Below are 20,220 nucleotides of genomic sequence, written 5' to 3'. Positions count from 1 at the left end.
GATGGGGTTAGGTATGCGCTTTCGCGCGTTGGTGGCTGCCGTTGGACTGTTGTTGATGGCAGTAACCGTCAACGCTGTGGCCGATTCAAAGGTCAACAGCGTGCGCCTGTGGCGGGCGCCGGACAACACGCGACTGGTCTTCGACCTGAGCGGCCCGGTGCAGCACAGCGTTTTCACCCTGACTTCCCCGGATCGACTGGTGATCGACATCAATGGCGCCACCCTCGGTGCGCCATTGAATGTGCAGACCGCGAATACGCCGATCACCGCGATGCGCTCGGCTCAGCGCACCCCGACCGACCTGCGGGTGGTCATCGACCTGAAAAAAGCCGTCACGCCGAAAAGCTTCTCGCTGGCGCCGAACGCGCAATACGGCAACCGTCTGGTGGTCGATCTGTTCGACAACCCGGCCGATGCCGCTCCGCCGCCTGCACCCACGCCGCGCGTGGCGACTGTACCGGCCGTGCCGGTCACCCCGACCGAACCGACAATCAAGCTGCCGCCAGCCCCGGCCGGCAAGCGCGACATTATTGTGGTGATTGACGCCGGCCACGGTGGCGAAGACCCGGGTGCGTCCGGCTCGCGCGGGCAGCGTGAGAAAGACGTGGTGCTGCAGATCGCCCGTGAATTGCAGCGTCAGGTCAATGGCATGAAAGGCTTCCGCGCCGAACTGACCCGTACTGGCGACTACTTCATCCCGTTGCGCGGCCGTACCGAAATTGCCCGCAAGAAGGGCGCCGACCTGTTCGTCTCGATCCACGCCGATGCTGCACCGTCAGCGGCGGCCTTCGGTGCTTCGGTATTTGCCCTGTCTGATCGCGGCGCGACCTCCGAGACCGCTCGTTGGCTGGCCGACAGTGAAAACCGTTCCGACCTGATCGGCGGTGCTGGCAACGTCAGCCTCGACGACAAGGATCGTATGCTCGCAGGCGTATTGCTCGATCTGTCGATGACTGCCTCGTTGACCTCAAGCCTCAACGTCGGCCAGAAAGTCCTGACCAACATCGGCCGGGTTACGCCGCTGCACAAACAGCGTGTTGAGCAAGCCGGGTTCATGGTGCTGAAGTCGCCGGACATTCCGTCGATCCTGGTTGAAACCGGGTTTATCTCCAACGCCAACGAAGCAAACAAACTCTCGGCGTCGAGCCACCAGCAAGCGCTGGCGCGTTCGATCAGCAGCGGCGTACGGCAGTTCTTCCAGCAGAATCCGCCACCGGGGACTTACATCGCCTGGCTGCGCGATTCCGGCAAGATTGCTCAAGGCCCGCGTGATCACCGGGTGAACCCCGGGGAAACCCTGGCGATGATCGCCGTGCGTTATCAGGTCTCGCCTGCGACGTTGCGCAGCGCCAACAATCTGAAAAGCGATGACCTGAAGGCCGGTCAGCACCTGACCATTCCTGGCACCGAACTGGCGTCCAAGGAATGAATCAGGTCTTGAATATGGCCCGCATCGAACTGCTCAGCCCACGGCTGGCGAACCAGATCGCCGCCGGTGAAGTGGTCGAGCGCCCGGCGTCAGTGATCAAGGAATTGCTGGAAAACAGCCTCGACTCCGGAGCGAAACGCATCGACGTCGATGTCGAGCAGGGCGGCGTAAAGCTGTTGCGGGTTCGCGACGACGGCAGCGGCATCTCCGCCGACGACCTGCCGCTGGCGCTGGCCCGCCACGCCACCAGCAAGATTCGTAATCTGGAAGATCTTGAGCAGGTGATGAGCCTGGGCTTTCGCGGTGAAGCCTTGGCATCGATCAGTTCCGTGGCGCGCCTGACCCTGACTTCGCGTACCCGCGATGCCGATCAGGCCTGGCAGGTTGAAACCGAAGGTCGCGACATGGCGCCGCGTGTTCAGCCGGCCGCGCATCCGGTGGGCACTTCGGTGGAAGTGCGTGACTTGTTCTTCAATACGCCGGCACGACGCAAATTCCTCAAGACTGAAAAAACCGAATTCGATCACCTGCAAGAAGTGATCAAACGTCTGGCACTGGCGCGTTTCGACGTGGCTTTCCATCTGCGCCACAACGGCAAGACCATCCTCAGCCTGCACGAAGCCCACGATGATGCGGCCCGCGCCCGGCGTGTGGCGGCGATCTGCGGCTCGGGTTTTCTTGAGCAGGCGCTGCCGATCGAGATCGAACGCAATGGCTTGCACCTGTGGGGTTGGGTCGGGTTGCCTACTTTCAACCGCAGTCAGGCGGACTTGCAGTACTTCTTTGTGAATGGCCGTGCGGTGCGCGACAAACTGGTGGCCCATGCGGTGCGCCAGGCGTATCGCGACGTGCTGTTCAACGGTCGTCACCCAACGTTTGCGCTGTTTTTCGAGGTTGATCCGGCGGCGGTGGACGTTAACGTTCACCCGACCAAACACGAAGTGCGCTTCCGTGACGGGCGCATGGTGCATGACTTCCTTTACGGCACGCTGCACCGTGCGTTGGGCGATGTGCGCCCGGAAGATCAGCTTGCCGGTTCGGTCACCACTGCCGTCGTCCGTCCGACAGGGCTTGATGCCGGCGAATTCGGGCCGCAGGGCGAAATGCGTCTGGCGGCCAATGCGCTGCTGGAGCAACCGCAGGCACAACCGGCGTTCAACACGTCGTCGGGCGCCAGCGCTGGCGGCGCTTACCAGTATCAATACACGCCGCGTCCGCAATCCGCCGTGCCGCCGGCCGCTGAGGCTCAGGCTGCCTACCGCGAGTTTTTCGCGCCGTTGCCAGAAGCCAATGCCAATGCATTGCCGGCTGGTCAGGAAGACATTCCGCCGCTCGGCTACGCATTGGCGCAGTTGAAAGGCATCTACATCTTGTCCGAGAACGCCCAAGGCCTGGTGCTGGTGGACATGCATGCTGCCCACGAGCGGATCATGTACGAGCGCCTGAAGATCGCTATGGCCAGCGAAGGCCTCAGCGGCCAACCGTTGCTGGTGCCGGAATCGCTGGCGGTCAGTCAGCGTGAGGCCGATTGCGCCGAAGAGCATGCCGCGTGGTTCCAGCGACTGGGCTTTGAATTGCAGCGTCTGGGCCCGGAAACATTGGCGATCCGCCAGATTCCAGCACTGCTCAAGCAAGCCGAAGCCAACCGTTTGGTCGGCGACGTGCTGTCGGATTTGATGGAATATGGCACCAGCGACCGGATTCAGGCACACCTGAACGAACTGCTCGGCACCATGGCCTGCCACGGCGCAATCCGCGCCAACCGGCGCCTGGCCCTGCCGGAAATGAACGGCCTGCTGCGTGACATGGAAAACACCGAGCGCAGCGGTCAATGCAACCATGGCCGACCGACCTGGACCCAATTGGGCCTGGACGATCTGGACAAACTGTTTTTGCGCGGTCGTTGATGAGCCAGCTTCCTCCAGCGATTTTCCTGATGGGCCCGACCGCTGCGGGCAAGACAGATCTGGCCATCGAGTTGACCAAAGTGCTGCCGTGCGAGCTGATCAGTGTCGATTCGGCGCTGGTCTTTCGCGGCATGGACATCGGCACCGCCAAGCCCTCAAAAGAGCTTCTGGCTGAATATCCTCACCGTCTGATCGACATTCTCGATCCGGTTGACGCCTATTCGGCTGCGGATTTTCGTCGCGATGCCTTGCAAGCCATGGCTGAAATCACCGCGCGCGGAAAAATTCCGCTGCTGGTCGGCGGCACAATGCTCTATTACAAGGCTTTGGTCGAAGGTCTGGCGGATATGCCAGCGGCCGATCCCGAGGTGCGCGCGCAGATCGAAGAAGAGGCTGCACGCCTTGGCTGGCAAGCCCTGCACGATCAATTGGCGGTGATCGACCCGGTGTCCGCCGCGCGGATTCATCCGAACGATCCACAGCGCTTGAGTCGCGCGCTGGAAGTCTATCGGGTCAGTGGTCAGAGCATGACTGCGCTACGTGAGCAACAATCTGCGCAAAGTACTGAAGCAGCCGCTTCGGGACTGCAACAATTGCCCTATACTGTCGCGAACTTGGCCATTGCCCCGGCGAATCGTCAGGTACTGCACGAGCGCATTAAACAAAGATTCACAAATATGTTGGAACAGGGATTCATCGACGAGGTCGTAGCCCTGCGTAAAAGAAGTGACCTGCATTCGGGGTTGCCGTCTATACGTGCGGTAGGCTACCGCCAAGTCTGGGACTACCTGGATGGCAAGCTGACATTGGCTGAAATGCAGGAGCGCGGCATCATCGCCACGCGCCAGTTGGCCAAGCGCCAGTTCACCTGGCTGCGCAGTTGGGAAGATCTGCACTGGCTCGACAGCCTTGATTGCGACAATCTGCCGCGCGCCTTGAAATACCTTGGGACCATCTCCATATTGAGCTGAGTCCTTGCAATTGCCGTCTATCCTTGGGGGTGTGACGGCCAAAGCCATCTGAATTACCTATTTTTATTATTGAATCCTTAAAGGAGTGCGGCACATGTCAAAAGGGCATTCGCTACAAGACCCTTACCTGAATACTTTACGTAAAGAGAAAGTTGGGGTTTCCATCTACCTGGTCAACGGTATCAAACTGCAAGGCACGATCGAGTCGTTCGACCAGTTCGTGATCCTGCTGAAAAACACCGTGAGCCAAATGGTTTACAAACACGCTATCTCGACAGTCGTGCCGGTTCGTCCAATTCGTCTGCCTAGCGCAACCGAATCCGAAGCAGGTGACGCTGAGCCAGGTAACGCCTGATAGGAGTCTCCTTTGTTCTTTGAGCGCCACGGTGGTGGTGAGCGAGTAATCCTCGTTCACTTGGATGGACAGGACCCTGAGGCGCGCGAAGATCCGCAGGAGTTTCAGGAACTGGCTAATTCGGCAGGCGCCGAGACCGTTGCGTTTTTTAACGTGCCGCGTCATCGGCCAACTGCCAAATTCCTGATTGGCAGCGGCAAGGTCGAGGAACTGCGCGATCTGGTCCATGCCGAAAAGGCCGATCTGGTGATTTTCAATCACATCCTCACGCCCAGTCAGGAACGTAACCTCGAACGTGTTTTCGAGTGTCGCGTGATCGACCGTACCGGTCTGATTCTCGATATTTTCGCCCAGCGCGCCCGAACCCATGAAGGCAAGCTCCAGGTTGAACTGGCCCAGCTTGACCACATGAGCACGCGGCTGGTTCGTGGCTGGACTCACCTTGAGCGTCAGGGTGGCGGTATCGGCATGCGCGGTCCGGGTGAAACCCAGCTTGAAACCGACCGTCGTCTGTTGCGGGTTCGCCTGCGTCAGATCAAGGGCCGGCTGGAAAAAGTGCGCAGCCAGCGTGAGCAGTCGCGGCGCGGCCGTTCGCGTGCGGATATTCCTACCGTGTCTCTGGTGGGCTATACCAACGCCGGTAAATCCACGCTCTTCAATAACGTGACCAAATCCGACGTGTACGCGGCTGATCAATTGTTCGCCACGCTGGACCCGACCTTGCGCCGTCTGGAACTGGACGACCTGGGGCCGATTGTTCTGGCCGACACGGTTGGTTTCATTCGTCACTTGCCACACAAGCTGGTCGAGGCTTTTCGGTCTACGCTCGAAGAGTCGAGCAACTCCGACCTGCTGTTGCACGTTATCGACGCAGCCGAACCGGATCGCATGTTGCAGATCGAGCAGGTGATGGTGGTGCTGGGCGAGATTGGCGCCCAGGACTTGCCGATCCTCGAGGTCTATAACAAACTCGATTTGCTTGAAGGTGTTGAGCCACAAATCCAGCGCGATGCCGATGGCAAGCCGCAACGGGTATGGTTGTCGGCGCGTGATGGCAGTGGTCTGGAATTACTTGAACAAGCCATTTCCGAGTTGCTGGGCGGTGATTTGTTTGTGGGTACATTGCGCTTGCCGCAACAATTCGCTCGACTGCGTGCGCAGTTTTTCGAACTCGGTGCGGTGCAAAAAGAAGAGCACGACGAAGAAGGCATCAGCCTGCTGGCCGTTCGTTTGCCCCGGGTCGAGTTGAATCGACTGGTAAGCCGCGAAGGATTGCAGCCGATGGAATTCATCGAGCAACACACTTTGCAATAAAAGCCTGACAAAGCGGTTGTGCCGCAACGTCAGGCATTCTGTAGCATTGGTCGGCGCGCCGTGGGTGCGTCTTTGCTTTATCAGATGGAGAGCGCTATGGCTTGGAATGAGCCGGGTGGCAACTCGAATAATCAGGATCCTTGGGGTGGCAAGCGCCGCAATAACGGCGACCGCAAGGGGCCACCAGATCTCGACGAGGCCTTCCGAAAGCTGCAGGAAAGCCTGAACGGTTTGTTCGGTGGTGGCAAGAAACGCGGTGGTGATGACGGCGGTGGTTCGGGCAAGAGCGGTGGCGGCTTCGGCGGTCTGATCGGTATCGCCCTCGTTGTGCTGGCGGCTGTCTGGCTGTACAGCGCGGTTTATGTAGTGGACGAGCAGGAGCAAGCCGTAGTGCTGCGCTTCGGCAAATACTACGAAACCGTCGGCCCGGGTCTGAACATCTACTTCCCGCCGATCGATAAAAAGTACATGGAGAACGTCACGCGTGAGCGTGCCTACACCAAGCAGGGCCAGATGCTGACCGAAGACGAGAACATCGTCGAAGTGCCGCTGACCGTGCAGTACAAGATCAGCAACCTGCAGGACTTCGTGCTGAACGTCGACCAGCCGGAAATCAGCCTGCAGCACGCGACCGAAAGTGCGCTGCGTCACGTGGTGGGTTCCACCGCGATGGATCAGGTGCTGACCGAAGGTCGTGAGTTGATGGCCAGCGAAATCAAGGAGCGTCTCCAGCGTTTCCTCGATACCTATCGCACCGGTATCACCGTTACTCAGGTCAACGTACAGAGCGCCGCTGCACCGCGTGAAGTACAGGAAGCCTTTGATGACGTGATCCGTGCCCGTGAAGACGAGCAGCGTTCGCGCAACCAGGCAGAAACCTACGCCAACGGCGTGGTGCCGGAAGCTCGTGGTCAGGCCCAGCGTATCCTCGAGGATGCCAACGGTTACCGCGACGAAACGGTCTCGCGCGCCAAGGGTGAGGCGGATCGCTTCACCAAACTGGTCGCCGAGTATCGCAAGGCGCCTGAAGTCACCCGCCAGCGTCTGTACCTGGACACCATGCAGGAAGTCTTCAGCAACACCAGCAAGGTACTCGTGACCGGCAACAAGGACGGCCAGAGCAATCTGCTTTACCTGCCGTTGGACAAAATGATCCAGAACAGTTCGGGCAGCGCACCGGTAACCGGTTCGGCCGCCGCCAGCAGCAACACGGACGTCACGCCGCATGTCACTGACGTGCCGCAGTCGCGCACAAGGGAGACCCGCTGATGAGCAATAAATCGCTGATCGCCCTGATCGTTGGCGTCGTTGTCGTACTGGTTGGCTGGAACTGCTTCTACATCGTGGCTCAGACCGAGCGTGCGGTGTTGCTGCAATTCGGTCGTGTGGTTCAGGCCGATGTCCAGCCGGGTCTGCATGTGAAAGTGCCTTACGTCAACCAGGTGCGCAAGTTCGACGCTCGCCTGCTGACGCTGGATGCACCGACGCAGCGCTTCCTGACCCTGGAAAAGAAAGCCGTGATGGTCGATGCCTACGCCAAGTGGCGCGTGAAAGATGCCGAGCGCTTCTACACCGCAACTTCCGGCCTCAAGCAGATCGCCGACGAGCGTCTTTCCCGTCGACTGGAATCCGGTCTGCGTGACCAGTTCGGTAAGCGCACCCTGCACGAAGTCGTGTCGGGCGAGCGTGATGCGCTGATGGCTGACATCACCGCGTCGCTGAACAAGATGGCGGAAAAAGAGCTGGGTATCGAAGTCGTCGATGTCCGGGTCAAGGCCATCGACCTGCCCAAAGAAGTGAACCGCAGTGTGTTCGAACGTATGAGCACCGAGCGTGAGCGTGAAGCTCGCGAGCACCGCGCCAAGGGTAACGAACTGGCTGAAGGCATCCGTGCCGACGCCGATCGTCAACGCCGCGTGCTGCTGGCTGAAGCCTATCGTGAATCTGAAGAGGTTCGCGGTGATGGTGATGCCCAGGCCGCTGCGATCTACTCCAAGGCCTACGGTCAGGATCAGGAGTTCTACGGTTTCTACCGTAGCCTGCGCGCCTACCGTGAAAGCTTCGCGAACAAATCCGACGTCTTGGTCCTCGACCCAAGCAGCGACTTCTTCCGTTACCTGGAAAAGTCCAAGCCTTGATACGGCGTTGACCTGAATCATTCCGCCCGGCGGCTAAAACCTCGGGCGGGGTGATCCTTTGGGAAAACGTGTGTATGATGCGGCAGCCGGGAAATTCCCGGCTTTTTTGCGTCTGCACGTTTGATTGCTGTTGTTACTGCAGAACATCGGGTTGAATGGCTCGACAGTTTTTCGAGGAAAGTGATGGGCGAAGCCGGTTAAAGGCCTTTCGCTGCGTCGTTCATGCGCGTGCGTTTTGAACGGACCGGTCATTTTCTGCTTCACTCAAGGCTCGCCCTAGTGCTGGCCGCCCGGATCAAAGGGGAATGGCGTAATGGCAACGGTAGACCGCTGGCTGCTGCCAGATGGCATCGAAGAAGTACTGCCACCAGAAGCTGCGCGCATTGAAGTCGCGCGTCGTCAGGTGTTGGATCTGTTCCAGAGCTGGGGTTACGAGTTTGTCGTGACTCCCCATATCGAGTACCTGGAATCCCTGCTGACCGGCGCAGGCTCGGACCTCGATCTGCGTACCTTCAAGGTCATCGACCCGCAGTCGGGGCGGCAGATGGGTTTCCGTGCCGACATCACGCCGCAAGTGGCGCGCATCGATGCGCACACCCTGCGTCGCGAGGGCCCGAGCCGTCTGTGCTACGCCGGCAGCGTATTGCACGCCCAACCGCGTGCATTGTCGTCGTCGCGCAGTCCGATCCAGTTAGGCGCCGAGTTGTACGGCGATGCCAGCCCGAGCAGCGACGTTGAAGTGATCAGCCTGATGCTGGCCATGCTGCAACTGGCCGATGTGCCGGACGTGCACATGGATCTCGGTCACGTGGGGATCTACCGTGGTCTGGCGCGCGCCGCCGGCCTGTCCGGTGAAGTCGAACAGCAGTTGTTCGATGCGTTGCAACGCAAGGCCATCGACGAGGTCATTACCTTGACCGAAGGCTTGCCGGCCGATCTGTCCGGCATGCTCCGTGCGCTGGTTGACTTGTGCGGCGGCCGTGAAGTGTTGAGCGCTGCCCGCGAGCGTCTGGCCAATGCGCCGGCGCCGGTGCTGGATGCACTGGAAGATTTGCTGGCGATAGCCGAGCGCCTGTCGGCACGCTTCCCGGAGCTGCCGCTGTACTTTGATCTGGGCGAGTTGCGCGGTTATCACTACCACACCGGTGTGGTGTTCGCGGTGTTCGTACCGGGCGTTGGCCAGTCCATCGCTCAGGGCGGCCGTTACGACGACATCGGTGCCGACTTCGGTCGCGCCCGTCCGGCGACTGGCTTTTCCACCGATTTGAAAACCCTGGTGACCCTGGGGCGTGCTGAGATCGAGCTACCGTCTGGCGGTATCTGGATGCCTGACAGTACGGATGCAGCACTCTGGCAGCAGGTTTGTCAGTTGCGCAGTGAGGGTCAGCGTGTCGTTCAGGCATTGCCTGGACAACCTTTGGCCGCCGCCCGTGATGCGGACTGCGACCGGCAATTGATTCAGCAGAACGGGCTTTGGCAAGTATCGCCACTGGCTTCTTGAGTTTTCCTGCCGGCCATCGCCGGCACCAAGTTTGCGCGAATGAGGACAAGTGTTATGGGTAAGAATGTCGTAGTCCTGGGCACCCAATGGGGTGATGAGGGCAAAGGCAAGATCGTTGATCTGCTGACCGAACATGCTGCCGCCGTAGTGCGCTACCAGGGTGGCCACAACGCTGGTCACACCTTGGTGATCGACGGCGAAAAAACTGTCTTGCACCTGATTCCGTCGGGCGTGCTGCGCGAAGGCGTGCAGTGCCTGATCGGCAACGGCGTAGTGGTTGCACCTGACGCCTTGCTGCGCGAGATCACCAAGCTGGAAGAGAAAGGCGTACCGGTGCGCGAGCGCCTGCGTATCAGCCCGTCCTGCCCGCTGATCCTGTCCTTCCACGTAGCGCTGGACCAGGCTCGTGAAAAGGCCCGTGGCGAGCTGAAGATCGGTACTACCGGTCGCGGCATTGGCCCGGCTTATGAAGACAAGGTTGCCCGTCGTGGCCTGCGTGTTGGCGACCTGCTCAACATGCCGCGCTTTGAAGACAAGCTGCGTGAACTGGTGGATTACCACAACTTCATGCTGGTTGGTTACTACAAAGAGCCGGCCATCGAGTTCGAAAAAACCCTCGCCGAGTGCAAGGAATACGCAGAACTGCTCAAGCCGCTGATGCTGGACGTGACGGCCGAGCTGCACGACCTGCGTCGCGCCGGCAAAGACATCATGTTCGAAGGTGCTCAGGGTTCGTTGCTCGATATCGACCACGGTACCTATCCGTACGTGACCAGCTCCAACACCACCGCGGGTGGCGTGGCGACCGGTTCGGGCGTTGGCCCGATGTTCCTGGACTACATCCTGGGCATCACCAAGGCTTACACCACTCGCGTAGGTTCGGGCCCGTTCCCGACTGAGCTGTTTGACGACGTGGGTGCGCACCTGGCCAAACAAGGTCACGAGTTTGGCGCTACCACCGGCCGTGCCCGTCGTTGCGGCTGGTTCGACGCCGTTATCCTGCGTCGCGCTATCGATGTGAACAGCATTTCGGGCATCTGCCTGACCAAGCTGGACGTACTCGACGGCCTGCAAACGATCAATATCTGCATCGGCTACAAAGATGCCGAAGGCAAAGACGTTGCCCCGACAGACGCTGACAGCTACGTGGGCCTTCAGCCTGTGTACGAAGAAGTGCCGGGCTGGACCGAATCGACCGTGGGTGCCAAAACCCTGGAAGAGCTGCCAGCTAACGCTCGTGCCTACATCAAGCGTGTTGAAGAGTTGATCGGCGCGCCGATCGACATTATTTCGACGGGCCCGGATCGCAACGAAACCATCGTTCTGCGTCATCCGTTTGCTTGATAAGTCGTTGATGTAAAAAACAAAGGCCCCTTAATCGGGGCCTTTGTCGTTTATGCCTGTAGGACGGCATGACCTTTGCTGTGAATCTTCCTACAAGAGTGCCATCAATTTAATGGCGTCAGAAGTAGAGGGATTCATAGTGTCAGCCGTTCTCTCACTGTTACAAAGCCGTCTGTTGCGGCCCGTGTTCGTTACCCTTGGTATCGCCCTTTTGGTGCAGGTGTTGGTGGCCGTTGCCCTGACGCGGAGCACGGTCACGGCACTGGAAGCTGATCTGGCGGTGCGCCTCGGTGCCGACAGCCAGAAACTCTCCGGGGAGCTGGAGCAGGCCGGGCGTGAAGTTACGTCGAGTCTCGACGCCTTGTCCGCCAGTACCCGTCAGCGTCTTACCGCTGGTTTGTCTTCGCGCCTGAAGGACGAACAGGCGCAATTGCGTGCGACGCTGGAAAAGGATTTGAAGGATTCGGCCAATGACATGGCCCAATTGCTGGCTTCGGTCGCACCCCGCGCCATGTGGGACAGCGACGTGCCGACACTGTCCGAGTTTGCCCGGCGCGCCCAGCGCAATCCCAATGTGCTGTTCGTGGTCTACGACGACGCTACTGGCCAACATTTGACCCGTTACCTCAATCGCGAAAATCCGATCAACAAGGCCTTGCTGGAGAAGGGCCAGGGCGAACGTGCGCTGGATAAAGTGCTGGATGCGGCAAAGAACGATCCGTCGGTTTATTACCTCGAAGCGTCGATCAGCCCTAACGGCGTGGAAATCGGCAAGGTGCTGATGGGCGTCTCCACGGCCTCGGTAGAGACCGATCTGGCCGCGCTCGACAAACGCTTCTCGGCATTGATCGCGAGCAGCGATCAACTGGTCGGCGACAGCCTCAAAGGCGCCGCAGCCGATAGCGCTACAGCGATGCGCGCGCGCCTGCAATCGGCACAGTCCACCGCCGCCGAGATGAAATCCAACACGGCGAGCACTGTGCAGGACGCTGCCGCGACCTTGCGTTGGCGCATCGGTATGGGCCTCGCGCTAGTCGGCTGCGGCGTGCTGTTGCTGCTGGCCGTGGTGCTCGGCCATCGCGTGGTCAATCGCTTGAAAATGCTCAATGCAGCGATGGACGACTTGGCGGCGGGCGAGGGCGACCTGACCAAGCGCGTGCAGATCAACAGCAAGGACGAGATCGGCGATATGGCAGCAGCGGTGAACCGCTTTGTCGACAAGTTGCAGCCGATCGTACGAGAGGCGGGCGATGTGGCCCAGCGCACAGGTGTGGAAATTGGCGCGATGACGCTGCGCAATGCCGGTGCCGATGCGGCGGCCGGGATGCAGCGTGACGAAGTCGCGGAAAGTCTGCGGGCGCTTTCGCAAATGGCGGACGAGGCCCAATCGGAAAGCCACGCGATGCAGGCAGCGTTGAAGCAGGTGGTTGATATTCGTCAGGCCACCGATGAGAACACTCGTACGTCGGCCAAGGTCGGCAGTCTGATCGAGGCGCTGGCGGGGCAGGTCGACACCGGGGCGAAAGTCATCGAGCGGCTCGCGCAGCAGAGTGAACAGATTGAAGTAGTACTGACGGTCATCCACGGGATCGCCGAGCAGACCAACCTGCTGGCATTGAACGCTGCGATCGAAGCAGCGCGGGCTGGCGAAACCGGGCGGGGGTTCGCTGTTGTGGCAGACGAAGTCCGGGCGCTGGCGAGCAAGACACAAAGCTCTACCGGCGACATCCAGGCGCACATCGTCGCATTGCAGCAGGGCGCGCGGGAGGCGGTCGAGGCGATTGGCCAGGCCGGGCGCCAGGCCAGTGAAGGTTTGCTGGTGCTGCGCGACAGTGCGCGGCTGCAGCAGTCGGTGCAAGCTTCGGTCGAGCAGGTGCACGCGGCGATTGGTCTGGCAACGCAGGCGGCGGCGCATCAGGCTGCGGGTGCGCAAGCGGTGCGTGGGCGCGTAGAGACGATTCATGTGCAGGCTGAAAAAGCGGCTCAGGCTGTGGTGGAAACCACGGCCAGTGGCAAGGTCCTGGATGGCTTGGCTGCGCAGCTTAAGGCGAGCCTGGGGCAGTTCCGGGCCTGAAGACCAAAAGATCGCAGCCTTCGGCAACTCCTGCAGGGAAACGCAAAATCCCCTGTAGGAGCTGCCGAAGGCTGCGATCTTTTTGCTTTGTCAGCGGCTCAAATACATCCGCGTAGTCAGCAGATAGACGGGCAACCCCGAAACCAATATCAACAGCGCCGCATAAGGTGCCGCCGCTGCAAACTCGACATTCGCGGTATGCGCCCAGACTTCGGTCGCCAAGGTGTTGAGTCCGGTCGGACTCAACAGCAAGGTCGCCGTCAATTCCTTCATCGCATCCAGAAAAACCAACGCAAACGCCGCGCCCAATGCCGGGAAAATGATCGGCAGCGTCACCCGACAAAACGCCGTGAACGACGATGCGCCCAAAGTGCGCGCGGCTTCTTCGAGTTGCGGCGCAGCCTTGTTCAGGGCGGTGCGAATCGGTGCCTGAGCCAACGGCAGAAACAGCAGCGCATAAGCGATCAGCAGCAAACCAGATGTCTGGTACAGCGCCGGAACGTAATGCAGGGCGAAATACACCAGCGTCAGAGCGATCACCAGACCTGGCAGTGCATGCAACAGATACGGCAGGCGCTCGGCCCAGATCGCCAGTTGACCTTTGTAACGCACCACCAGCAGGCCAACCGGCACCGCCAGCAGCAGGCACAGCGCTGCGCCACCCAGTGACAACGCCAGCGACGACAGCAGCGCCTCGGTAATTGCCGCGACCGGGAATGCCGCCGATGACCCGACGGCCAGCCAATACGCCAACATGCCCAGTGGAATCCCGCTGCCGATAATCGCCAGCGTCAGGCAATACAGCTGACCGACAGCGGCCCAGGATCCGAGCCTGACTTGCTCGGCCTGACGTGCCGCGCCCTGGCCGGTGCGTACGTGTCGGCCCTTGCCGCGCACGCGCAGTTCCAGCCACAACAGCACCAGGCACAGCGCTAGCAATACCGCAGAAAGCATCGCCGCATTAGCGTTGCTGAACTCCAGTTCGAACTGCTGATAGATCGCCGTGGTGAAGGTTTGCAGACCAATGATCGACAGCGCGCCGAACTCCACCAGCATGTGCAAGGCGATCAGCAACGAGCCGGCCAGCAGCGATGGCCAGAGCAGGGGGAGGGTGACGCGAAAAAACACCCCCCAACGGTTCTGGCCCAGGGTGCGGGCGGATTCTTCAAGGGATGGATCGAGATTGCGCAGGGTCGCTGCGACAGGCAAGAAGATCAGCGGGTATTTCGACAGGCTCATCACCAGAATCGCACCGCCCAGGCCCTCGAACTGTGCGCTCAACGACACCCAGGTGAAGCTGCTGACAAATGCCGGCACCGCGAACGGCAGGCATAAAATCACGCCCCATAGACGTCGCCCCGGCAAATTGCTGCGTTCCAGCAGCCAGGCCAGCGACAGACCGATCACGCCGCAGGTGACGGTCACGCCGACCATCAATGCCAAGGTGTTGCGCAGCAGGCCGAAAACGTAAGGGCGCCACAACAAGTGCAGCGCTTCGGCCCAGCCGGCCTGCCACGTTTTCAGCCCGACATACGCCAGCGGCAGCAGGCTCATCACCACCAGCAACAACACTGGCAGCACCAGCCAGATCGACGGCCGCTTGCGTCGTGGCACGTAACCCCCGCGCGCGGCGGGGGTGGCTAACGATGCGGTCATCAGTTCAAGCCAACTTCACGTTCCAGTTCCAGTGCCTCTTCAGCATTACCCAGGTCGGCCGGGGTGACATTCGGCGCTTCCAGCTCGCTGAACGGCTTGAGGCCGCGATCCGATGCCATACCTTTGTGCAGCGGATATTCGGCGGTGGTCTGAGTGATCACCCGCTGACCTTCTTCGCTGGCCATATAGGCGAGGAATTGCTGGGCTTCTTTTGGATGTTTGCTGGATTTCAGCACGGCGGCACTGGAGACGGTAATCAAGCCGCCGACGTCGCCGCCGGTGAAGTAGTGCAGTTTCGAATCCAGTTTGCCTTTCTCACGCTGAAGGGCGAACCAGTAGTAGTTGTTCACCAGCACGGTGGCGACTTCGCCGTTTTCCACCGCTTTGAGCGCGACCATGTTGTTGCTGTAAGTCTTGCCGAATGCGCGCAGACCGGTCAGCCATTCTTCGGCGGCGTCACGACCGTGCATCTTGATAATGGCCACGGCCTGTTCCTGGAACGCGCCGCTGGTTGGCACGAAGCCGACTTTGCCTTGCCATTGCGGATCGGAGAACTCCATCACCGATTTCGGCAGGTCTTTCTCATCGATCAGTTTCGGGTTGTAGGCAACCACGCGGACCCGGGCGGTCACGCCGATCCAGGTGCCGTTACTCGCGACGTATTTTTCCGGCAGCACAGCCAGGGTGGCGTCATCGGCCTTGGCCAGCAGGCCTTGCTCGCCAAGTTTGTTCAGTGGCGGGGATTCTTCGGTGTAGATCACGTCGGCGGGCGAGCGGTCGCCTTCTTCGACGATCTGGCTGGCAAGCTGATTGCTGCTGCCCTTGCGGACATTAACGTGTATGCCGGTCTTGGCTTCGAAGGCTTTGGCGATCGCATCGCCGACTTCCTTGTGCTGGCCGTTGTAGAGAGTCAGGGAAACCGCATCGGCAGCCTGGGTGAGGGGAGTGGCGAGTGCCAGGCCGAGAAGGGTGAAGGTCAAGCCTCGGCGCAGGGTATTTCGAAACGTCATTCTCAGGGTTCCTCACTGTCGCATTGCAAAATCTTGCAACAATGATAAACGATATTGTTTCTCAAGTGCGCCTTGCGGGGCTGGACGGGGTCTGGTACTGCAGTTGCTGCTCGTCCTTGTAGGAGCTGCCGAAGGCTGCGATCTTTTGACTTTTGCTTTCAAAAAACAAGATCAAAAGATCGCAGCCTTCGGCAGCTCCTACAGGGGGGGGCAATCGAATTTCGAGTGGGTCGCTTGGAGTTTCAGGAGAGCAGAAACGCAAAAACCCGCTTTCGCGGGTTTTTGAGAAATTCAGGGTCGTAACCTTGAATTTGAATTGGTGCCCAGAAGAAGACTCGAACTTCCACGACCTTGCGGTCACCAGCACCTGAAGCTGGCGTGTCTACCAATTTCACCATCTGGGCAATCATCGCAAGCGTTGCCGCTGTTGATGTGGCGCACTATACGGAGCGCTTTTTGATCTGTAAACCCCTGATTTAATTTTAATAAATCGGTTTTAACAAATCCTTTCCTTAGAATGCAAAAAACCCGCTTTCGCGGGTTTTTGTGTGAGTCTTGAAACTGATCTAGTCTCAAACTCGAAATTGGTGCCCAGAAGAAGACTCGAACTTCCACGACCTTGCGGTCACCAGCACCTGAAGCTGGCGTGTCTACCAATTTCACCATCTGGGCAGTATCGGCAGCGCTTGTGCGTCGTCGATGGCGCGCACTATACGGAGCGCCTTTTTAACTGTAAACCCCTGCTGCCGATTTTTTTGATTTTTTTTACCAGCGGTGTTCAAAACCAGTTTAAAACGGCGATACAGTGCTCTAGATGGGCCTTTATAGTCTGAAATTTCCCGTTTGATGGCGCCTATGCCAAACTAACCCGCATATAGACAAGGTGAAAACTCTCTAATGGCCGATTGGCAGTCCCTCGATCCCGAGGCCGCTCGTGAAGCGGAAAAATATGATAACCCTATTCCAAGCCGCGAACTGATCCTTCAGCACCTCGCTGATCGAGGTTCGCCAGCTGCCCGCGAGCAACTGGTCGAAGAGTTTGGTCTGACCACAGAAGACCAGATCGAAGCCCTGCGCCGCCGTCTGCGCGCAATGGAGCGCGACGCTCAACTGATTTACACCCGTCGTGGCACTTATGCGCCGGTGGATAAACTCGACCTGATCCTGGGCCGCATCAGCGGGCACCGGGACGGTTTCGGCTTTTTGGTGCCGGACGACGGCAGCGACGACCTGTTCATGAGCCCGGCGCAAATGCGCCTGGTGTTCGACGGTGACCGTGCGCTGGCCCGTGTTTCCGGCCTCGACCGTCGCGGTCGCCGCGAAGGCATGATCGTCGAAGTGGTCTCGCGTGCTCACGAAACCATCGTCGGCCGCTACTTCGAAGAGGGCGGTATTGGTTTCGTCGTCGCGGACAATCCGAAGATCCAGCAGGAAGTGCTGGTCACGCCGGGCCGTAACGCCAACGCTCAAATCGGTCAGTTTGTCGAAGTGAAGATCACTCACTGGCCGACGCCACGCTTCCAGCCGCAAGGCGATGTGGTTGAAGTCGTGGGCAACTACATGGCACCGGGCATGGAAATCGATGTCGCCTTGCGCGCTTACGATATCCCGCATGTCTGGCCTGAAGCGGTCTTGAAAGAAGCCGCCAAGCTCAAGCCTGAAGTCGAAGAGAAAGACAAAGAGAAGCGCATCGACCTGCGCCATCTGCCGTTCGTGACCATTGACGGTGAAGATGCTCGCGACTTTGATGACGCGGTCTACTGCGAAGCCAAGCCTGGCAAGTTGCGTCTGTTCTCCGGCGGCTGGAAGTTGTACGTGGCCATTGCCGACGTCTCCAGCTACGTGAAGATCGGTTCGGCGCTTGACAATGAATCTCAGGTTCGTGGCAACTCGGTGTACTTCCCCGAGCGTGTAGTGCCGATGCTGCCTGAGCAACTGTCCAATGGCCTGTGCTCGCTGAACCCGCATGTCGATCGTCTGGCCATGGTTTGCGAGATGACCATCTCCAAGTCCGGTGAAATGACTGACTACTGCTTCTATGAAGCGGTAATCCATTCCCACGCTCGTCTGACCTACAACAAGGTCAGCGCGATGCTGGAAACGCCGAAACTTACCGAGGCGCGTCAGCTTCGCGGTGAGTACAACGACGTTCTGCCGCACCTCAAGCAGCTTTATGCGTTGTACAAGGTTTTGCTGGCCGCTCGTCACGTACGCGGCGCGATCGATTTCGAAACGCAGGAAACCCGCATCATCTTCGGGACCGAGCGCAAGATTGCCGAGATCCGTCCAACCGTTCGTAACGACGCGCACAAGCTGATCGAGGAATGCATGCTGGCGGCCAACGTGGCCACCGCTGAATTCCTGAAGAAGCACGAAATACCCGCGTTGTATCGCGTTCACAACGGTCCGCCGCCGGAGCGTCTGGAGAAACTGCGCGCATTCCTCGGTGAGCTTGGTCTGTCCCTGCACAAAGGCAAGGACGGCCCGTCGCCGAAGGATTACCAGGCACTGCTGGCCAGCATCAAGGACCGTCCGGATTTCCATCTGATCCAGACTGTGATGCTGCGCTCGCTGAGTCAGGCGGTGTACAGCGCTGACAATCAGGGCCACTTCGGTCTGAATTACGAAGCCTATACCCACTTCACTTCGCCGATCCGTCGTTACCCGGACTTGCTCACGCACCGCGCGATCCGCAGTGTGATCCATTCGAAACAGGACACCCCGCACGTTCGTCGTGCCGGTGCGATGACCATTCCGAAGGCGCGCATTTATCCGTACGACGAAGCAGCGCTGGAGCAACTCGGCGAGCAATGCTCGATGAGCGAGCGCCGTGCCGACGAAGCCACTCGTGACGTAGTGAACTGGCTCAAGTGCGAGTTCATGAAGGATCGCGTGGGCGAATCGTTCCCGGGCGTGATCACTGCCGTCACCGGTTTTGGTTTGTTCGTCGAGCTGACCGATATCTATGTCGAAGGTCTGGTCCACGTCACCGCGCTGCCGGGCGACTACTACCACTTCGACCCTGTGCATCACCGCCTGGCGGGCGAGCGTACCGGTCGCAGCTTCCGTCTTGGTGACACCGTTGAGGTGCGCGTCATGCGTGTCGATCTCGACGAGCGCAAGATCGACTTCGAGATGGCCGAAAAAACCATCAGCGCACCGATTGGTCGCAAGAAACGTGGCGCCGAAACTGCTGCGCCCGCTGCCAAGACTGCGGCAGAACCGGCTCCAGCGAAAACCGCTGGCCGCCGTCCTGCCAAGGAAAAGGCCAGTGAAGCCTATCGCCCAAGCGATGCTGTGGCGAAAAACGCCGAGCTGCGCAAAAGCCGTGAAATGAAGCAGGCTTTGCTCGCCGATGCGAAAAACGGTGGTAAAGCGGCGTCCGGGGGAAAGACCGGACGGTCGGCGCCTGAGAATGCGACCGGCGGCAAGCCAGCCAAACCGAGCAAACACCGTAAAGGCCCGCCGAAAGCGGGTTCGGCTCCAGCCAAAAGTGGCGGGGCACGTAAACCGAAGGCGAAGTCATGAGTCAGTTGGAAAAAATCTACGGCGTTCACGCGGTAGAAGCGTTGCTGCGTCACCACCCCAAGCGCGTCAAGCAGATCTGGCTGGCTGAAAGCCGCAACGATCCGCGCGTGCAGACCTTGATCGAACTGGCCAACGAGAATCGTGTCCAGGTGGGTCAGGCCGAGCGTCGTGAGATGGACGCCTGGGTTGAAGGCGTGCACCAGGGTGTGGTGGCGGACGTCAGTCCGAGCCAGGTCTGGGGCGAGGCAATGCTCGACGAATTGCTCGATCGCACCGACGGTGCGCCACTGTTGCTGGTGCTCGACGGCGTGACCGATCCGCACAACCTCGGCGCCTGCCTGCGTTCGGCAGATGCTGCCGGTGCGTTGGCAGTCATCGTGCCAAAAGACAAGTCAGCCACCCTGACACCTGTCGTGCGTAAAGTGGCCTGCGGCGCGGCGGAAGTGATTCCGCTAGTTGCAGTGACCAACCTGGCGCGCACTCTGGAAAAGCTCCAGCAGCGCGGTCTGTGGGTTGTCGGCACGGCGGGCGAGGCCGAGGTCAGTATCTATGACCAGGACCTGACCGGCCCGACCATCCTGATCATGGGTGCCGAAGGCAAGGGCATGCGTCGCCTGACCCGTGAGCATTGCGACTATCTGGTGAACCTGCCGATGGCCGGTAGCGTCAGCAGTCTCAACGTTTCGGTGGCCACCGGCGTGTGCCTGTTCGAGGCGCAGCGTCAGCGCGGTGCAAAAGCCAAGGCTGCTGCCAAGAAATAAGCCTGCTCAGGACCTGTAGGAGCTGTTGAGTGAAACGAGGCTGCGATCTTTTGATCTTGTTTTGAAAAAAACAAAGTCAAAAGATCGCAGCCTTCGGCAGCTCCTACAGATGTCTGTCGGTGATTGTTCAAATAATCACCAATTGCCTTGCACCTCTTCAGTCCCTTCTCTACAATTGCGCCCCTTGCTGTGACGGCAGGCACGCATGTGCCCCGCGCCAGCAAGTCCATAA

15 protein-coding genes and 2 tRNA genes are annotated in these 20,220 nt (G+C 59.6%); 12 read left to right on the top strand and 5 right to left on the bottom strand.

The features are described from left to right. Position 1: 1 nt before the first annotated feature. The 10 genes from ICA15_RS18280 to ICA15_RS18235 all read left to right on the top strand — a co-directional run bounded on the left by ICA15_RS18280 (position 2) and on the right by ICA15_RS18235 (position 13,033). The gene (locus ICA15_RS18280; RefSeq protein ID WP_210554449.1) at positions 2-1,429 is read left to right on the top strand and encodes an N-acetylmuramoyl-L-alanine amidase; all 1,428 of its coding nucleotides are present in this window, start codon (positions 2-4) and stop codon (positions 1,427-1,429) included. Next, entirely contained in the window at positions 1,426-3,336 is a 1,911-nt protein-coding gene (mutL, locus tag ICA15_RS18275; RefSeq protein WP_150602634.1) for a DNA mismatch repair endonuclease MutL, read from the top strand. The genes ICA15_RS18280 and mutL overlap by 4 nt, the downstream gene beginning before the upstream one ends. Continuing rightward, a complete protein-coding gene (miaA, locus tag ICA15_RS18270; RefSeq protein WP_210554256.1) occupies positions 3,336-4,307 on the top strand; it encodes a tRNA (adenosine(37)-N6)-dimethylallyltransferase MiaA in 972 nt (323 codons plus the stop codon). Before mutL ends, miaA begins: the two co-directional genes overlap by 1 nt. A gap of 94 nt (positions 4,308-4,401) precedes the next feature. Beyond that, positions 4,402-4,662, top strand: a complete 261-nt coding sequence (gene hfq / locus ICA15_RS18265; RefSeq protein WP_007902656.1) for an RNA chaperone Hfq — start codon at positions 4,402-4,404, stop codon at positions 4,660-4,662. 12 nt (positions 4,663-4,674) lie between these two features. Next, on the top strand, positions 4,675-5,976 hold the full coding sequence (gene hflX, locus ICA15_RS18260) for a ribosome rescue GTPase HflX (protein ID WP_042557387.1): 1,302 nt from the start codon (positions 4,675-4,677) through the stop codon (positions 5,974-5,976). Positions 5,977-6,072: 96 nt separating this feature from the next. Beyond that, positions 6,073-7,245, top strand: coding sequence for an FtsH protease activity modulator HflK (gene hflK, locus ICA15_RS18255; protein ID WP_150602632.1), 1,173 nt, complete (start codon positions 6,073-6,075; stop codon positions 7,243-7,245). Then, the gene (gene hflC, locus ICA15_RS18250; RefSeq protein ID WP_042557389.1) at positions 7,245-8,114 is read left to right on the top strand and encodes a protease modulator HflC; all 870 of its coding nucleotides are present in this window, start codon (positions 7,245-7,247) and stop codon (positions 8,112-8,114) included. Before hflK ends, hflC begins: the two co-directional genes overlap by 1 nt. Before the next feature lie 313 nt (positions 8,115-8,427). Further along, the gene (locus ICA15_RS18245; protein ID WP_150602631.1) at positions 8,428-9,615 is read left to right on the top strand and encodes an ATP phosphoribosyltransferase regulatory subunit; all 1,188 of its coding nucleotides are present in this window, start codon (positions 8,428-8,430) and stop codon (positions 9,613-9,615) included. Positions 9,616-9,669: 54 nt separating this feature from the next. Beyond that, positions 9,670-10,959, top strand: coding sequence for an adenylosuccinate synthase (locus ICA15_RS18240; protein ID WP_210554255.1), 1,290 nt, complete (start codon positions 9,670-9,672; stop codon positions 10,957-10,959). Between the two features lie 139 nt (positions 10,960-11,098). Next, positions 11,099-13,033: a methyl-accepting chemotaxis protein gene (locus tag ICA15_RS18235; RefSeq protein ID WP_150602629.1), complete on the top strand. Its 1,935-nt coding sequence runs from the start codon at positions 11,099-11,101 to the stop codon at positions 13,031-13,033. 90 nt (positions 13,034-13,123) lie between these two features. Here the strand turns inward: ICA15_RS18235 and ICA15_RS18230 are convergent, their stop codons facing one another. The 4 genes from ICA15_RS18230 to ICA15_RS18215 all read right to left on the bottom strand — a co-directional run bounded on the left by ICA15_RS18230 (position 13,124) and on the right by ICA15_RS18215 (position 16,371). Next, positions 13,124-14,689, bottom strand: a complete 1,566-nt coding sequence (locus tag ICA15_RS18230) for an ABC transporter permease (protein ID WP_210554254.1) — start codon at positions 14,687-14,689, stop codon at positions 13,124-13,126. After that, entirely contained in the window at positions 14,689-15,699 is a 1,011-nt protein-coding gene (locus ICA15_RS18225) for an extracellular solute-binding protein (RefSeq protein WP_150602627.1), read from the bottom strand. Before ICA15_RS18225 ends, ICA15_RS18230 begins: the two co-directional genes overlap by 1 nt. A 317-nt stretch (positions 15,700-16,016) precedes the next feature. Further along, positions 16,017-16,103: transfer RNA gene (locus ICA15_RS18220), tRNA-Leu, on the bottom strand. 181 nt (positions 16,104-16,284) lie between these two features. Beyond that, positions 16,285-16,371, bottom strand: a tRNA-Leu gene (locus ICA15_RS18215). Between the two features lie 225 nt (positions 16,372-16,596). Between ICA15_RS18215 and rnr the strand changes: the two genes are divergently transcribed. Both rnr and rlmB read left to right on the top strand, forming a co-directional pair. Continuing rightward, on the top strand, positions 16,597-19,227 hold the full coding sequence (rnr, locus tag ICA15_RS18210) for a ribonuclease R (RefSeq protein WP_210554253.1): 2,631 nt from the start codon (positions 16,597-16,599) through the stop codon (positions 19,225-19,227). Further along, a complete protein-coding gene (gene rlmB, locus ICA15_RS18205; RefSeq protein ID WP_150602625.1) occupies positions 19,224-19,988 on the top strand; it encodes a 23S rRNA (guanosine(2251)-2'-O)-methyltransferase RlmB in 765 nt (254 codons plus the stop codon). Before rnr ends, rlmB begins: the two co-directional genes overlap by 4 nt. On the opposite strand, the gene ICA15_RS18200 is transcribed toward rlmB, so the two are convergent. Then, positions 19,949-20,218, bottom strand: coding sequence for a hypothetical protein (locus ICA15_RS18200; protein ID WP_210554252.1), 270 nt, complete (start codon positions 20,216-20,218; stop codon positions 19,949-19,951). The two genes, rlmB and ICA15_RS18200, sit on opposite strands and share 40 nt — an antisense overlap. Positions 20,219-20,220 lie beyond the last annotated feature (2 nt).

The organism is Pseudomonas sp. P116 (assembly GCF_020149425.1).
In the GTDB taxonomy this organism is placed as follows: domain Bacteria; phylum Pseudomonadota; class Gammaproteobacteria; order Pseudomonadales; family Pseudomonadaceae; genus Aquipseudomonas; species Aquipseudomonas anatoliensis.
This window is presented reverse-complemented; position numbering and strand designations above follow the sequence as displayed.

Excerpts from the sequence above, each read along its gene's own strand:
- ICA15_RS18280 (WP_210554449.1), top strand. The coding sequence starts at position 2 with ATGGGGTTAGGTATGCGCTTTCGCGCGTTGGTGGCTGCCGTTGGACTG.
- mutL (WP_150602634.1), top strand. The coding sequence starts at position 1,426 with ATGAATCAGGTCTTGAATATGGCCCGCATCGAACTGCTCAGCCCACGG.
- miaA (WP_210554256.1), top strand. The coding sequence starts at position 3,336 with ATGAGCCAGCTTCCTCCAGCGATTTTCCTGATGGGCCCGACCGCTGCG.
- hfq (WP_007902656.1), top strand. The coding sequence starts at position 4,402 with ATGTCAAAAGGGCATTCGCTACAAGACCCTTACCTGAATACTTTACGT.
- hflK (WP_150602632.1), top strand. The coding sequence starts at position 6,073 with ATGGCTTGGAATGAGCCGGGTGGCAACTCGAATAATCAGGATCCTTGG.
- hflC (WP_042557389.1), top strand. The coding sequence starts at position 7,245 with ATGAGCAATAAATCGCTGATCGCCCTGATCGTTGGCGTCGTTGTCGTA.
- ICA15_RS18245 (WP_150602631.1), top strand. The coding sequence starts at position 8,428 with ATGGCAACGGTAGACCGCTGGCTGCTGCCAGATGGCATCGAAGAAGTA.
- ICA15_RS18240 (WP_210554255.1), top strand. The coding sequence starts at position 9,670 with ATGGGTAAGAATGTCGTAGTCCTGGGCACCCAATGGGGTGATGAGGGC.
- ICA15_RS18230 (WP_210554254.1), bottom strand. The coding sequence starts at position 14,689 with ATGACCGCATCGTTAGCCACCCCCGCCGCGCGCGGGGGTTACGTGCCA.
- ICA15_RS18225 (WP_150602627.1), bottom strand. The coding sequence starts at position 15,699 with ATGACGTTTCGAAATACCCTGCGCCGAGGCTTGACCTTCACCCTTCTC.
- rnr (WP_210554253.1), top strand. The coding sequence starts at position 16,597 with ATGGCCGATTGGCAGTCCCTCGATCCCGAGGCCGCTCGTGAAGCGGAA.
- rlmB (WP_150602625.1), top strand. The coding sequence starts at position 19,224 with ATGAGTCAGTTGGAAAAAATCTACGGCGTTCACGCGGTAGAAGCGTTG.
- ICA15_RS18200 (WP_210554252.1), bottom strand. The coding sequence starts at position 20,218 with ATGGACTTGCTGGCGCGGGGCACATGCGTGCCTGCCGTCACAGCAAGG.